The 13662-nt window shown below is 64.5% G+C and carries 16 protein-coding genes; 5 read left to right on the forward strand and 11 right to left on the reverse strand.

All coding sequences use genetic code 11. The annotated features are described in order from the left end of the window. The 7 genes from D7V80_RS20030 to D7V80_RS20060 form a co-directional block, all read right to left on the reverse strand. Positions 1–1228, reverse strand: a 1228-nt coding sequence (locus tag D7V80_RS20030) for a gamma-glutamyl-gamma-aminobutyrate hydrolase family protein (RefSeq protein ID WP_233585528.1), incomplete at its 3' end; no start/stop codon positions are given. Between the two features lie 374 nt (positions 1229–1602). After that, positions 1603–1803, reverse strand: a complete 201-nt coding sequence (locus D7V80_RS20035) for a hypothetical protein (protein WP_120589670.1) — start codon at positions 1801–1803, stop codon at positions 1603–1605. A 306-nt stretch (positions 1804–2109) separates the two neighbouring features. Further along, positions 2110–2277: a hypothetical protein gene (locus D7V80_RS20040; RefSeq protein ID WP_199738764.1), complete on the reverse strand. Its 168-nt coding sequence runs from the start codon at positions 2275–2277 to the stop codon at positions 2110–2112. Between the two features lie 197 nt (positions 2278–2474). Continuing rightward, entirely contained in the window at positions 2475–3161 is a 687-nt protein-coding gene (locus D7V80_RS20045; RefSeq protein WP_120589672.1) for an ImmA/IrrE family metallo-endopeptidase, read from the reverse strand. Beyond that, positions 3162–3500 carry a helix-turn-helix domain-containing protein gene (locus D7V80_RS20050; RefSeq protein ID WP_147447149.1) on the reverse strand — a complete coding sequence of 113 codons (339 nt, stop codon included), beginning with the start codon at positions 3498–3500 and terminating at the stop codon, positions 3162–3164. 236 nt (positions 3501–3736) lie between these two features. After that, positions 3737–4666 carry a DUF2381 family protein gene (locus D7V80_RS20055; protein ID WP_120589674.1) on the reverse strand — a complete coding sequence of 310 codons (930 nt, stop codon included), beginning with the start codon at positions 4664–4666 and terminating at the stop codon, positions 3737–3739. Positions 4667–4675: 9 nt separating this feature from the next. Then, positions 4676–6658 (reverse strand): serine/threonine-protein kinase, encoded by a 1983-nt coding sequence (locus D7V80_RS20060; protein WP_120589675.1) that lies wholly within the window; start codon positions 6656–6658, stop codon positions 4676–4678. Between the two features lie 198 nt (positions 6659–6856). On the opposite strand from D7V80_RS20060, the gene D7V80_RS20065 reads away from it, so the two are divergent. Next, positions 6857–7108 (forward strand): helix-turn-helix domain-containing protein, encoded by a 252-nt coding sequence (locus D7V80_RS20065; protein ID WP_233585530.1) that lies wholly within the window; start codon positions 6857–6859, stop codon positions 7106–7108. Positions 7109–7244: 136 nt separating this feature from the next. Further along, a complete protein-coding gene (locus tag D7V80_RS20070; RefSeq protein WP_120589676.1) occupies positions 7245–7604 on the forward strand; it encodes a helix-turn-helix domain-containing protein in 360 nt (119 codons plus the stop codon). A 59-nt stretch (positions 7605–7663) separates the two neighbouring features. On the opposite strand, the gene D7V80_RS20075 is transcribed toward D7V80_RS20070, so the two are convergent. Continuing rightward, a complete protein-coding gene (locus tag D7V80_RS20075; protein WP_120589677.1) occupies positions 7664–8830 on the reverse strand; it encodes a serine/threonine-protein kinase in 1167 nt (388 codons plus the stop codon). A 484-nt stretch (positions 8831–9314) separates the two neighbouring features. On the opposite strand from D7V80_RS20075, the gene D7V80_RS20080 reads away from it, so the two are divergent. Beyond that, positions 9315–9737 carry a hypothetical protein gene (locus D7V80_RS20080; RefSeq protein ID WP_120589678.1) on the forward strand — a complete coding sequence of 141 codons (423 nt, stop codon included), beginning with the start codon at positions 9315–9317 and terminating at the stop codon, positions 9735–9737. 92 nt (positions 9738–9829) lie between these two features. On the opposite strand, the gene D7V80_RS20085 is transcribed toward D7V80_RS20080, so the two are convergent. Together D7V80_RS20085 and D7V80_RS20090 are read right to left on the reverse strand one after the other, a co-directional pair. Continuing rightward, on the reverse strand, positions 9830–10045 hold the full coding sequence (locus tag D7V80_RS20085) for a hypothetical protein (RefSeq protein WP_120589679.1): 216 nt from the start codon (positions 10043–10045) through the stop codon (positions 9830–9832). A 29-nt stretch (positions 10046–10074) separates the two neighbouring features. Next, entirely contained in the window at positions 10075–11511 is a 1437-nt protein-coding gene (locus D7V80_RS20090; RefSeq protein WP_158616670.1) for a hypothetical protein, read from the reverse strand. Between the two features lie 74 nt (positions 11512–11585). On the opposite strand from D7V80_RS20090, the gene D7V80_RS20095 reads away from it, so the two are divergent. Then, the gene (locus D7V80_RS20095) at positions 11586–11882 is read left to right on the forward strand and encodes a helix-turn-helix domain-containing protein (protein WP_147447150.1); all 297 of its coding nucleotides are present in this window, start codon (positions 11586–11588) and stop codon (positions 11880–11882) included. Positions 11883–11979: 97 nt separating this feature from the next. Here D7V80_RS20095 and D7V80_RS20100 read toward each other — a convergent pair whose 3' ends face one another. Continuing rightward, positions 11980–12417 carry a hypothetical protein gene (locus D7V80_RS20100; protein ID WP_147447151.1) on the reverse strand — a complete coding sequence of 146 codons (438 nt, stop codon included), beginning with the start codon at positions 12415–12417 and terminating at the stop codon, positions 11980–11982. Positions 12418–12550: 133 nt separating this feature from the next. Here D7V80_RS20100 and D7V80_RS20105 point away from each other — a divergent pair, with 133 nt between their 5' ends. Further along, a complete protein-coding gene (locus D7V80_RS20105) occupies positions 12551–13597 on the forward strand; it encodes a restriction endonuclease (protein WP_120589683.1) in 1047 nt (348 codons plus the stop codon). Positions 13598–13662: the final 65 nt, after the last annotated feature.

The following is a 13662-nucleotide window of genomic DNA, read 5'->3' on the forward strand; positions in this document are numbered from 1 at the left end:
GGCTCGCTCCGGAGCGGGGCTCGAGGGGCGCCAGAGGGGGCAGGGCGCGCAGGCTGGATTCCGTGGCGTCGAACCAGGCCTGGACCTGGGCCGCCTCGTGTTCGGGGGCGAGCGCGACGAGATAGACCGTGCGTTCGAGGTGGTCCCAGGCCAGCAGCCGGTCCGCCAGGATGAGGCTGGCGTCTGGATCCGGTGAGGCATGTGGGGTGGTCGCGCCGCAGTCGTGCTTCAGCTCGTAGCCGAGGGAGCCCACGAAGCCGCCCTGGAAGTCGAAGGGCAGCCCGGACGGGGCCACTCGCAGGCGCGTCAGCTCCTGCTGGAGGAACTCGAACAGCTCGGTGGAGTGCTCCTCTATTCCCTGACTCCGGCGCACGGTGAGTCGGCGTGGGTTCACCTGGTAGTGGATGACGGCGCTGTGTGGGCCGGCTGCGTCGCCCATGAAGGAGAAGCGTGACAGGCCGGCCTCGACGCGGCTGCTGTCCAACCAGAAGGCGTGCTCCCTGCCTCCGAGGAGCGCGACGAAGGCCTGCTCCGGGTCGGCATCGAGCCGCAGCTCCCGGTGATGGACCCGGAAGGTTCCAAGCGGAGGGGGAGGCGTTCTCTCCTGGGGCGCTTCAGGGCGGCGACTGGGACGGGGGGCGTGGTGCTCGCGGCTCAGGCGGACGAAGTTGGCGAGGAGCTGGCGGCCGTGGGTGGTGGCGATGGACTCCGGATGGAACTGGACGCCCCAGCGGGGGAGGGAGGCGTGGCGCAGGGCCATGAGGACGCCGTCGGGGGCCCAGGCGGTCTCCACCAGGTCCGCGGGCAGTGGCCGGGCGAGGCAGAGCGAGTGGTAGCGCACCACCTGGAAGTCCTGCGGAAGTCCCTGGAAGAGGTCCGTCCCCGTGTGGCGCACGGGGCTCAGCCGTCCGTGCATGACCTCCGGTGCGTGCTGGATTCGCGCGCCGTGGACGTGGCCCAGGCCCTGATGCCCCAGGCATACGCCGAGGATGGGGACGTCCGCTTCGACGAGCGTATCGCGGCAGACGCCGAAGTCCGCCGGGTGGTCGGGACGCCCGGGGCCCGGGGAGACGACGATGTTGTCGAACGTGAGCTCGCGCAGCTCCCGCCACGACCGCTCGTCGTTGCGCACGACGAGGGGCTCGGTCCCTCCGACCTCCGCCAGCAGCTGGAAGAGGTTGAACGTGAACGAGTCGTGGTTGTCGATGATGAGCGTCCGCTGCCGCACGGCGCGCACCTTACCCCTCGGAGGCCTTGTGGGAGGTGCGACTCTGGGTTGGTTCGAGCACGGCTGCCGGGTGGCCGCGCCTGGCGGCCCAGGGATGACGGTGGCGTGCGCAGGCGCCTCGCTTGCGCTGCCGGGTCTGCTATCTTTCCTTCCATCGCACGAGTGGCGGAACTGGCAGACGCAGCGGACTTAAAATCATCACGCCGCTTCGGAGGTTAGCGCGCCCCCTCGGAGAGGTCCCGGTTCGCGTCCGCTGGGGTCCGGTGGCGTCCACCCGCTATGGGTACTGAATGGGTACCTGACGAATTGGAGCGATCGTGAGCGCCTCTTGTGGCGAAGCGCCTGCCCACTATTTCAAATGCGGGTTTGTACGCCTACCACTTGGCCTTCAGGGGCTTACCCTTAAAGAGGTGCTCGCCAACGTTCTTGGCGATGGCATCGCGCTTTTGCGGCGTCATCGCGCCCTCAACCTGCACCTTGGTATGCGCGAGCTGCTTCGCCCTGCGCTCCATGTTCTTGAGTTCGCGCTTGAGCTTGTCAAACCCCTTCATCTGCATCTTGAAGTTCACCGGCATTTCATTCTCCTTGCTCCCCGAGCAATATGGCTTGGCGGGCCCAGGCAGCCTACCGAGCGGGGCTGACAATACGGTTTGCCAGCAGATGCACTGGATCAGGGCTCAACTGAGTCGTGTTGAAGTGCAGGAGTACGCGGCTGCGATCGCGACTTGGGTGTATTCTTGATGCCCGCCGGTAGTGCCGGTAGGTCGCAGCCGTCCTCCTTCTGGTGGAGCCGGTGGCTCTTGTAGGCCGAACCACGGGCGACTCCATCGATCCTGCCGTATGCGGCATGCCCGCCCGTCCATCTGGGCGGGCCAGCAGGGCTACTTGCCCTTGCCCGCGCCGTTCTTGGTCGGGTCCGTGATCCGGTAGCCCTGCCCCGACTGCGGCGTCGGAGGCAGCGGCTCGTTACGGACCACGGTGCGCTCCTCTCCGGTGCGACCACCGCGCGGTCCGACGATCTCGTACTGGCCGGAACGGGGAGCGGTCATTCCAGGCTTCAGAGGCTTACTCATTGGGGAGTTCCTTAACTCGGCTTCTAGGAGCCGTAGCGGGTTGGTGAGTGCTGCCCCTCTTAAATAACCTTCTGCTGTTGCCTGTCAAGAGAACACTAAACAGCAAGCGTGTAGGTGTATATGGTGAAGATACGCACTCTTAATTGCATTGGACTACGGTGGAGAGCAATCGCCTATAGCAAGGAGCGTTGCGCCGTTGCTGTATCGCGGTCGCGGACCAAATTGAGATCCTGGAGCCTGTAGCGCATGGCCTCAATGCTCACGTTGTTGAAGTGGCCCTGCTTGATGACCGACTTTGAGATCTCCGCCCAGGGCTTGATGACGGACAGGTCTTTAGGCTGGGCGCGCAGGCCCGCGATCAGGACCGGTTCCGAGCCGTTCACTGCTGCGAATGCCTCCCGTACGAAATTGCTTGGCATCAGTAATCGCGCTGCGAACTTGTCGGCTTGTATTTCTGCCGGGGGTTTCTGGCCTGACCTGCACAAGAAGGCCGGGCGTGGGTCCTTCGTGCCAAACAGCAATGGCGCTACCTTGTCCATCTCGTATATCGGGCGGTGGAGCTGCCAGTGGCCAACCTCATGGGCCATTGTAAAACAGAGGCGACCTTCCTGGGCTTCGAGTTGCTGGTCTACCCGTATGACCTTCTCGTCGAAATAAGCTGCCCCTAGCACGTCACTCGTTCCCAGCTTCGTCTTCAGGTCTGTAATCTCCAACCCCACACGAAGATACTTCTCAATGATGTCGTCCACGGGGATGGGCGGATTCACCTGCACGCCGACATGCTTTGAGAACTTCAGGAGAAGTTCGTGTGTCGCACTGTCAATCGCTTGGTCGGTTAGGAACGGCACTTTCATCGTCATTTATTTCTTCCCTTTATGCTTCAGCATTTCTCCAAGGTCTCTTGACGTAAGCCCTTGTTGACGGGCGGTGCGCAGGAACTGAGGGAGCCCTTCATCCTGAGTGATGTACTCCTTCACGTCGGTCGATACGCGCCCCGCAAGCGACATCAATTTGTCGAAGTCGTCGCCCAACAGATCCGCGATCTTCTGAAGTAACTCTTCCGCCGGTGGATTCTTCTCTTCGTTGGTTTCGATCCGCGACAGGTACGCAGGCGAGATTTCAAGCATCTTGGCCATCTCACGTAAGCCAAACTTCCCATCACGCATTCGTCGAATCCGCTGTCCCAACGTTTCCGCCACGCCCTGTATCTCCTGCCTTCAACCCTAGTGGTTGTTGCCTGGACACTAAACAGGCCGGACGTACGGAGTCAATCGGCCCCGTATTGGTGGGGTATACAGTCGTTTACTTCAATCGGCTCAATGGCCCCAGCGTCGATGTCCGCTGATGGGTTGGGTCGCCTGATCTAGGCGACCATTGTTCGGTCGATCTCGCAAACTCAGATCCACTCGTGGTGGGACATCCCTTTGCCGCGTGCCTACGGGAACGTCACGCCGGAGAGTGTGATCGTGCGCAGCCCGCTCGGTCCCCACAGCTTGAGCGTGAACGGTCCCTGCGCTGCATCCGGCGTCGCTTCTGCATCCACTACGACGCGGCCGAACGGATAGCGAGAGATGGCGGCCTTCTGCCAGACCGTCAGAATTTTCAGGGGTGCGCCCGCCCTGCTCACCAGCGATGCGCCTTCCGCTGTCCAGGGATTCGCGGCGTCCGGGTTCTCAAACTCCACTGCCACTGCCACACGGGTAGGGGCGCGATAGCTCCAAGCCTTCACTGCCCAGAGTGCGTTGCCTGGATGTTGACGGACCTCTTTGTTGACGTGGAGGAATTTCGCATCAACGCCCTCCTCACCCTCAATGACTCCGTTGGCCAGGAGGCCCGCGATGCCGCCCGGTCCCTGCTGCTCCGCCCGCAGCCTCGCGTTCTCGTCCAGGCACTGCTGGGTCTCCGCTCGGGCCTCCTTCGCCTCCTGCTGGTAGGACTCCGCCGTGCGCGTTTGTCGCCACACCTCGACGACGCGCTCGGTGCGCGCGGGGTGGGCGACGAGGACGAAGGCCGCACCGAGGGGAACCGAACCGTCCTGGAAGCGTACCGTCAGTCGCAGGCGCTCGCCGGGCAGGATCTGCTCCGAGGGCACTAACCGGAGCGTGCTTCGCCCGAGGTCCACGAGCGAGAAGCGCTTTTCATCTTCGAGCACGATCTTCGCCGGATCGAGGGCGGAGTCGAACTCGAACGTGGTGGACATGCGCGGGCTTATCTGGACCTCGGGCGTCGGCGCCGCCTCGGTGCTCTCGGTCGGGATCTCGATGTGACGCACCCCGAGACCCGAGGCCATGGGATGGGGTTGGGCGGTCGCGGCTCCAGACGCGAGCAAGACCACCACGAGAAATGCGATGGGCGACGCGGGCACTGTCGGTCCTCATTCGAAGCGGCGCACGGCCTTCAAGTCCAGGGTGGAGTAGACGATGGCAGTGCCGGAATCACTCGTGGGCTCTTGCTTCTGGAGTCCAATACGGCCGTCCTCGGGGTCAACGAACTGCACGCAGACGGGGATGCGCTCATTCTTGGGAGTACGCGCCTCGGTGAGCCGTCCGTAGATCCGATCCGGGCTGACGAGGAGCTGCCCGGAGAACAGGGTTCCCGGCGGCATGCGCCCCCAATGCTCCCCCATGCGAACCGTGGTCGCGCCCTCGCGGACCTTGATGTCTCTGGCGCCTTGGGGGCTCAGGTCGAAGGTGGTTGTAGGCTTCTCTCGGGTGAAAAGGCCAAGCTCTTCCATGGCCTCAATGGCCCCTGGAGGGCACGCCTCGGACTGGGGCGTGGGGCGCACCTGGGGACCAGGGCAGGCCATCGCCATGCAGGCCGCGACGCTCATGCCGAGCGCCTTGCCAACGGCGCCGCCCCGGAGGCGCTGCGGCTCGGGCTCGGGGAACACGCCGGTGTTCTTCTTCATCTTCACGGAAGCCTTCTCCTCGGAGATCGTCGCGGGTAGGGCGACGGCCGCAAGGGTGGGCGCGCCATCGAGCGCGGCTGCGGCTGCGTCAGCTTCCAGTGGCATCCAGGGTGCCGCCACTTCCTGGACGGGAGCCCAGGACGCGAGCGCGAACGCGGAAGATGCGGGTTGTGAGTCCATGGCCACGTTGGGATGGGGCTCCAGTCCGTGACGTGCGGCAGGAGCAGGGGAGGGCGTCAGGTTGAGCGCGAGCACCAGCACGCCCACGCTCAAGCCCACCAGCAGACCCATCCTGATCACCACGCGCAGGGTGTTGAAGTGCCGGGCTTGTACTGGGGGGGGCGCAGGCGTGAGGCCGGGGCGTGCATGCGCTGGGGGCGGCAGCTCGGCCTGGATGGCCACCGCGTCTGAGTCCGGATCGTGCGCGGCATCTTTCGCTGGCGGACGCGGCCCCCGACGAGGCCGGGCCTTGCGCTTCTTCATCCACTGCACCAGATCGTCTTCGCCCGCGTGCGGCACCGCCGCGAGCGTGGTGGCGGTGTCCGGGCCATAGGCGTCGCAGAGTTTCACGTCCCAGGACTCGTCCGCCTGGGCCAGCAGGGCCTCCAGCTCCGCGCACAGCGCGTCGGCGTCCGGGTGGCGCTCATTGGGCTCCTTGGCCAGCAGGCGCATGCACACGGCACTCAGGGCCTCGGGGACGCGCGGGTTGAGTGCGCGGGGTGGTTTGGGGGAGCGGTTGAGCACGGCCTCCACCCCTGTGGCCTCGTCCGGGAGGAAGGGCTGCCTTCCCGTAAGGAGCCAATAAAGAACGACGCCCAGCGAGTACAGGTCATCCGAGGGGCCGGGCTGGTAGGAGCGGCCACGCTCGTCCCCGTGTTCCTGCTGGAAGCGCCATGCCTCGGGCGCGCGGTACTCCGGCGTGCCCGGTGGCAGCACTCCGCCGGTGATGCTGGGGGCGCTCTCGTACCCGCCCGCGCCGAAGTCCACCACCACTGCCTCGCCGTCTGAGGCGCGCTCGATGATGTTGCTCTCCTTCAGGTCTCGGTGCACCACCTTCGCCCGGTGCGCGGCGCCCAGCCCGCGCGCCACGCCACGTACCTTGAGCACGACCTCGCGGGACGAGGGGTTCTCCGCCTTGGCCCACACGTCCAGCCTGCGCCCCTCCACGTAGTCCATGACGATGAAGAAGGATTGGGGCGCCTCGTCCGGCCACTGCCCGTGGCCCCGGATGCGCACCAGATTGGAGTGCTTGAGCCGCAGGAGAATGGCCACTTCGCGCTCCGCCCACTCGGCCAGCCCCCAGAGCGGGATGAGCTTGAGCGCGTAGAGCCGCCCTCCGCGCCGGGCTCGGTACACGGCACCGAAGCCCCCGGCCCCCAGCTTCTCCTCCACCAGGTACCCTCCGATGTCCGTGCCCGAGGGCACGACCGGATGCAGACGCGGGCTCAAGTGTCCTCTCCTTGGTTGGGACGGGTGGGTTCAGCGTTCCTGGCAATGCTCTCAACCGGCAGTGGAACTCGTACGAGTTCCTCCCGAGATGTGGCGGGAGAGGGATAAACCCTGGGCGGATACTACGGTTGAACCCAATGAGCTGTATGCTCGGAGTGCCGCCCACGCGGCATTTTCCTCTTTCTCCCAGGTCTCCTCATGTACGCGAAGCTCTCCCAGCAGATCGGAACCAATGTCCGCGCCGCCCGGCATCGGGCGGGCCTCTCGCAGACCCAGGTGGCCGAGGCCATCCACGTGCCGACGCTGGTGTTCAGCCGCCTGGAGCGCGGCAGGTTGCTGCCCAGCCTCCCCACGCTGGTGGGCCTGTGCGGTGTCCTTCGTGTCTCGGTGGACCTCATCCTGTGCGGCAAAGCCCTGGAGGCCCCTGCTCCCGATGGTTCTGGCACATAGGGGCGGCACCGCCACGTGACGGGGGCGGATCGCGCATCGACACGGCCGCCAAGATGCGGCAGGAAGGGGCGTCCCCGAGGCGCGGGCCCCCTGGCTGCGCCAGACATGGTTCTCGGTGTTCCTGGTACCCCGACGCATGAACGAAGAACTGGCGACCCGTATTGGAAGTGCCGCCCGTGAGGCCCGGACGCAGCTCGGGCTCACGCAGGCGGAGGTGGCCGAGAAGCTGGGCCTGGCGCACATGGTCTACAGCCGCCTGGAGCGCGGGAAGATGCTGCCCAGCGTCCAGACGCTGCTGCGGATGTGCTCGGTGCTGCGCATCTCCTCGGACGAACTGCTGGGGATCGTGGACGCGGAGGAGGGGACGAAATCGGGCAAGGGGGAGCGAGGGCAGGGCGGGGCGCCCAAGCTGCGCCAGCTCACCGGCCTCGCGCGCAAGATGGACGAGGACCAGCTCGATGCCCTCGTGAAGGTGGCCCAGGTATTGTTGCGCTGAAACAACGCGGGCCCACACCTGGGGCCCGCTTGCTTCCAGGAATGCCCGGCCGCCTGTTCTCACTCTTCGTTTGGTGCGGGTGTCGCCTCGTCGGCGTCCAGGCCCTCGGGGAAGATGCCTTCTTCGTCCAGCTCCACCCGGTCGCGCAGGACGGACGCCTCCGACAGCAGCCGCGCCAGCTCCTCGCTCGCCTCCTTCCGGCCGAAGGGCTGTGAATGCGCCGCGAGCGCCGCCCGCAGCGCATCGCGCATCTCGGCGGCCGTGGCATAGCGCTCGGAGAGCTTGCGCTGGAGGGCTTTGTGGACGATGGCCTTGAGCACGTCCGGCAGGCCCGCCATCGCGTTCTCCACGTCTTCGGGACGGTAGCGGTTGACGAGCGCGATCATCTGCGTGAGGGGCACCGAGGGCGTCTCCTCCGTCATCACGTCCACGGTGGCGTTAGGGGCCTTTTCGTCCTCCACGTCGAAGAGGTGCTTGCACGTCAGCATCTCCATGAGGACGAGGCCCAGGGAGAAGATATCGGACCGGCCATCCATGGGCTTGCGGTGCAGGTACTCGGGCGAGGCGTACGCCACGTCGCCCTTGAGCAGGAGACCCGGCGTCTCCTCCCGGCCCACCATGAGTGAGTAGGTAGCGCCAAAGTCCGTCACCTTCACCTCGCCGCTCCGGGCCACGCGGATGTTCCGGGGCGCCACGTCGCGGTGGATGACGCCCAGCGGCCGGTTCTCCGAATCTCTCAGCGTGTGCGCGTGGTGGAGAGCATCGGCCACTTCGGCGGCGATGTAGAGGGCGAAGGGCGCGGAGAGCGGCTTCTCGCGCATGGTGGCGAGGCTGATGATTGTGTCTAGCGTGGGGCCGTCCACGTACTCCGCGATGACGTGCGGCCGGTCGGCGTGGATTTTCAAGTGATGGACCTGGGCGATGGCCGAGTGGTGGAGGCGGAAGGCGAGCTGGACCTCCTCGATCAGCCGCTGGCAGCGCTCGAAGGTGGCGGGATTGCGCAGGCGCTTGATGGTGACGAGTCCGGCGAGTCCATGGGGGAGGTGACGCTCAGCCAGAAGCACCACCTCGCCGTTACCCCGCCGCTCCAACGCTCGGATGGTCTCGTACGTGGTGGTCTCGATGGTGAACCGGAGTCGGGGGCGGGCGCCCTCCAGGTCGGAGGTGTTCTCCGTCGTCGGGTCCTCGATCTGCGTTTCGTCGGTCGGCGTGCTGTCATCGGTCATGTGCGGCCTCCAGGTGCGCAGGGACGCGCGGCGGGCACTGGCTCGGGCCTCCAGGCTCCCTGGTGGGGCCTCGGCTGCGGGAGATAGGGCCGGTGGCGCTCGCGGTCAAAGGTCTACTATTCATAAACCTAGGGGGTATTACAAGCGGCCACGGGGCGCGGCTGTGGGGACGCTGTGTTCGCCTGACCGGCGCAAGGATTGCTCTCAAATGGCCGAGACTCTCCCAATCGCGCAGAGCCCTGGATGCGGCGTTGAAAGGAGGCTGAGGTCCATTGCTGTGTCCCAATGGTCGGAGAGCACGAGGGAACAGGCACCAACTGACGTTGCTCGCTGATCGTCTTCTGGGGTTCTTGAGACTCCGGTCTGGCGCCGCCATCCAGTGGTCCTGAGCAAGCGGTGGCCGGTTCTTGTTCGTCCGACTGCTGCGTCATAACTCGTGCTGCGATAATTTGGCCCGATGGCAACGGACCCTCATCGAGAATTCATGCGGCGGCAGCACTGTATCTTCGGGCATTTCCTCGGCGTGGAGGCGTGGCGACGCGGGTTGGACTGCATCGTCGTCGAACGTAAGGATTTGGCCATCTATCTGGGGATCAAGAAGTTCAAGAGCGCGCGGGTGGAGGCGCTACTCGAAGATCTTGCTCCGTGGTTCTGGTTCAAGAAGCCCTACTACCGCACCAATGCGCCTGATTCGCTCTCATCCATTTTCTTGGCGCGCGTTCCTATTGAGGAACATCTGCCTCGTGGGTCGATGCGTGCACGCACGCGCGTGAAGAAGATGGAAGAAGGGGCGCCAACAACCGAGTTGCTGAACATGGATGGAAAGCCCCTCACTGAGGAGCAGATCGTCACCCAGCTTGCGAGGTTGGCTGCTGGTCTGTCCCCCAAAGGGATTCCTCCGAAGTAGAAGCGAATGAGCTTCTGGTCGTGCGTGAGGACGCCGAAGAGAATGATCGTGACCGTGGGCGCACTTCGGTTCGTCCACCTTCTTGTCGTTCATCAGGCGCTCGCTGCTGGCAGTTTGAGCAGGACCGTGCGGTCCAGGAGACGGATGAGGTCGCGCTCGTCCGCGTTCGCCATCATCCAGTCCGCGATCATGGCCTCGGGTGTGTCGCAGCGGTTCTTGCCGCAGGAGACGATCTCGCGCGTCAGGTGGTTCAGGTACAGGACCTCGATCTCACCGGTGCTCAACCGCCTGATGGACCACTCTGCCATGTGTCCTCCCGTGGGACAGCGGTAGCGCGCTACTGCCGGTTGGGCTCGAAGTAGTACGACGGCTCGTTCCGCACGTCCTCCGTGTACACCTCCCAGGTCTCCTCGAAGCCGCGCATGGTCTTGATCCGCTTCGTGACCATCTTCTTCAGCACGCAAAGCTGGAACTCGCCCTGGGACGAGAAGACGGTCTTTCTCGTGCGGACGAGACCATGGTTCGGGAGCTGTTCCCCGGTGAGGGAGACTCGCGCACCGGCGTACGCGAACTCGTACAGGCCGCGTTCCACCTGGGCGATGATGGTGCCCTGAAGGATTCGCTCCTGACACCCATAGCCACGCGCGATGTAGGTCAACGGGTCCTTGAGTTCTTCGGCTTCCTGCTCACGTCGCTGGGCTTCACGCGCCTCAGCTTCCGCCCGCTGCCGGGCCTCTCGCGCCTCGGCTTCCGCGCGTCGCCGGGCTTCGCGTTCCTCCTCGCGGGCGCGGCGGCGAGCCGTGGGCGTGGCCGCGATCGCGTCCGCGAGCGTGTCATCCTGGGCGCCCAGCGCCGCAGCTCGGCTTCTTTCGTCCTCGGCCTCGTCCGGCTTGTTCGCGCGTACAAACTTCCAGGCGGCGGCGAGGTGGCGCTTGCCCTGCTCAACGCGAGCCTCCGCCACCCGGGCCTTCAGGTCCGTCACGTTGGCGCCGAGCCCTTCAGCACGGGTGACGGCGGCCCATGCCTCGTCCATGCTCCCTGCGTCGAACATGCGCTGGGCAAGTTCAGCGGCCTCTTGGCCCGCCTGTTCCAGTGCCCGAGCCTGCGCCTCCTGCTGGCGCTTGGCTTCGGCTTCCTGCGCGGCACGTTCGGCCGCCGCTCGGGCCTGTGCAGTTCTGGCCGACTCCAGCAGGCTGTTGACCATGGTGGACGGTGTTGGGAGGGCCATGATCCTCTCCAGCCACTCGACCCGCTCCGCCGTGGCCGTAGGCAATGGCTCAGGGATTCCTAGCTCCTTGAGCTTCGCCCATGCATCCGGTGCCTTGGGTGGGTCGAACTTCGTCAGCGCCAGGGCCGCGTCGGCGCTGGGACAGGCACTGATCGCCTCCGTGATGCAGCGGAGGAAGTAGGTTGCCTCCGGTTCGGCGGGGCTCCACGTCCGTACGAGATCTGTGAGGACCTGGCGCTCTTGTTCCTGGCACCGTTGCGCAAGTGCCTGAATGGCCAAGGAGCGCACGCTGCTGGTGGTCTCGCTCCTTGCCACGAGGGCCAGGGCCTCGGTGCAGTTCACGCTTTTGTTCTCGCCGCACATGCGGGCCGCCCGCATTCGGGACACCCACTCATTGCTGCGCAGGCCCTGCTGGATCTCGCGCTCCAGGGACTCCGCCTTCTGGCGCCGTGCCTCCTGTTCGGTCGTGCAGCCGAGGAGAGTGAGGCCACCCAGGAGGGCGAGCAGGGGGAACACCAGCCGTCGTGCACTGCTCGTCGTCCTCAAAGGGCACCTCCTCGCGGCTCAGGGACACCGTGTCACGCCGGTGGAAATGGATCCTTATAGGGCGGTTTTTGTCCGTGGTCATCGGCTCGACGGTGGAAGTGATGCGCCCCGCCAGTCCCGAGTCGGTGATCAAGAACGTCGGCCGCCGCGTGGCCGAGCTACGGGGGGAGCTCGGGCAGACCCAGGAGGAGTTCAGCGCCCAGGTGGGCATCGGCCTCAAATACCTTCAGCGGATAGAGGCCGGGCGCGAGAACCTGACCATTGAGTCCTTGGTGAAGCTGGCCAACCAGCTGAACGCCCGTGTGACGGCGCTCTTCGAGCCCGCGCGGACTCAATCAGGGAGGCGCGGTCGGCCTCCGCGCGGGGCATAGGTCGTCCATGCCGTGCTCCGGGTGCGACGAGGCGCACCCGGAAGGCTCCGCCGTGGGCGGCATGCAGAACCAACTGTGAAGCGGCAGGATCACTCGCTTACCACTCGAACGCTCTTTTCTTGGGAGGAGGGGTGGCCACGATGGTCTCCGCGTTCGAGAGCGCTGCCGGTCGGCGTGCCGGGTCGGTGCTCAGTGGATGCAACGGCTCCTCATGTTCAGTTTCTTGGTGCTGCTCCGCCGGGTGGCACGCCACGTTGGTTGAGACCGCATCGCGCAGTGCCTGAAGATCGCGGATGGCCTGCTCGATGATAGTGAGTGCGCGAACGTCGGCGGGCACCGTTGGTGCCCACCGCAGGATCCACTGGCGTAAGGTCCTGGGCTTGATTCCGTGGAGCTGGGCGTAGCTGGCCTGATCCATCCTGGACGAGGCCCACCCACGCGCCACGGCCGCGCGCTGGGTATCTGTCGTGAAGTTGTTTTTCTCCCGGCTCATACCTGGAAGATTGTCGCTGCTTCTTGGATCCAGGGGCTGCATGCCTACTTGGCAGGCAATAAGAATTCATCAAGTCCAAGCCTGCGCAGGAGCTAATTGCCTGCCCATCCAATCAGCAGACAGGCTATCATGGAGTAATTTGACGGGCTGTTAAGGCCAATCAGAGAGGGCGCCTATGCGTTTCTGGACTACTCCTCGATCCTTGTTGGATTTGATTACTGAATCGGTCGCCTGCCGCTCGGGCATCCTGCTTACGGATCACGATGTACGCTCCTTGGTCCAAGGCACGCCTTTGGAGCAATGGACAGGGGTGTTTGATCGCCCTCAAGACGCCCAGATCGGGATCCGACCGGAGTTCGTTGAGGACTTCGTTCGGGTTCTCCGCGCAGCAATAGGGAACCTTCCGGATGCAACACCAGGTGGGATATTGTCGATTCGACGCCTCAAAAAGTTGACGGATCGAGGCATTGATATCGCACCCGTCTTTGATGCCATCAACTCTCTCATGGACTCGGATCGCTACAAGAGCATCGGTGAGGAGTTTGTGAAGGAGGTCATCAGCATCACGGGGATGCCGTTAGAGGTGGTTGCTGAGGTTGTACTCGCACTGGCGGACCACCAAGAGCGGGATAGCTTGCTCATGCAGTACATGCCTGCAGAGTGGGACGGTGCCCGACCGCTATCGGACCTCTTTTCGACCGAGACGGCGCCGAAGGACCCGGAACGATACTTCGAACAGCGGTTCATTGATTTCCTTGTCGCGCAGGGCGAGCGGCTCGATAAGATGCATTGGCGCAATTTCGAGCGCTTGACGGCTGAATACTTCCATCGGAACAATTACGCCGTACAGCTTGGGCCAGGATCGAAAGACGGTGGAGTCGATATTCGTCTCTGGCCCAAGGATTCTGACAGAACCCTTCCTCCTTTGATGCTCATCCAGTGCAAACGCTACAAGCGAGACACGCTTGTCGAGTTGGAGTACGTTAAAGCACTCTGGGCTGATGTATCGTTCGAAGGAGCCCAGGGCGGGTTGATTGCAACCACTGCGCGTATTTCACCAGATGGAAAGAGGATCGCGGAAGCGCGGAAGTATCCCTTGTCTTTCGCGGAGAATGCCTCAGTGAGAGACTGGACACGCTCAATGTGGCGCTACTCCTGGGATGAAGAGAAGCGTCAAACGGTTGGTGTGGGTAATTTCCTCCTACCTCCGGTGCTCCCGTAGTGAAGGTGTGGCTGGTCTCGTTGTAGGTTCATCTCCCTCAGCCGGGCTCATCATCCGAATCCGAT

Source organism: Corallococcus sp. CA054B (genome assembly GCF_003611625.1).
Classification (GTDB): Bacteria; Myxococcota; Myxococcia; order Myxococcales; family Myxococcaceae; genus Corallococcus; species Corallococcus coralloides.

Excerpts from the sequence above, each read along its gene's own strand:
- D7V80_RS20080 (WP_120589678.1), top strand. The coding sequence starts at position 9,315 with ATGCGGCGGCAGCACTGTATCTTCGGGCATTTCCTCGGCGTGGAGGCG.
- D7V80_RS20070 (WP_120589676.1), top strand. The coding sequence starts at position 7,245 with ATGAACGAAGAACTGGCGACCCGTATTGGAAGTGCCGCCCGTGAGGCC.
- D7V80_RS20105 (WP_120589683.1), top strand. The coding sequence starts at position 12,551 with ATGCGTTTCTGGACTACTCCTCGATCCTTGTTGGATTTGATTACTGAA.
- D7V80_RS20045 (WP_120589672.1), bottom strand. The coding sequence starts at position 3,161 with ATGACGATGAAAGTGCCGTTCCTAACCGACCAAGCGATTGACAGTGCG.
- D7V80_RS20100 (WP_147447151.1), bottom strand. The coding sequence starts at position 12,417 with ATGCAGCCCCTGGATCCAAGAAGCAGCGACAATCTTCCAGGTATGAGC.
- D7V80_RS20085 (WP_120589679.1), bottom strand. The coding sequence starts at position 10,045 with ATGGCAGAGTGGTCCATCAGGCGGTTGAGCACCGGTGAGATCGAGGTC.
- D7V80_RS20040 (WP_199738764.1), bottom strand. The coding sequence starts at position 2,277 with ATGACCGCTCCCCGTTCCGGCCAGTACGAGATCGTCGGACCGCGCGGT.
- D7V80_RS20075 (WP_120589677.1), bottom strand. The coding sequence starts at position 8,830 with ATGACCGATGACAGCACGCCGACCGACGAAACGCAGATCGAGGACCCG.
- D7V80_RS20065 (WP_233585530.1), top strand. The coding sequence starts at position 6,857 with ATGTACGCGAAGCTCTCCCAGCAGATCGGAACCAATGTCCGCGCCGCC.
- D7V80_RS20035 (WP_120589670.1), bottom strand. The coding sequence starts at position 1,803 with ATGCCGGTGAACTTCAAGATGCAGATGAAGGGGTTTGACAAGCTCAAG.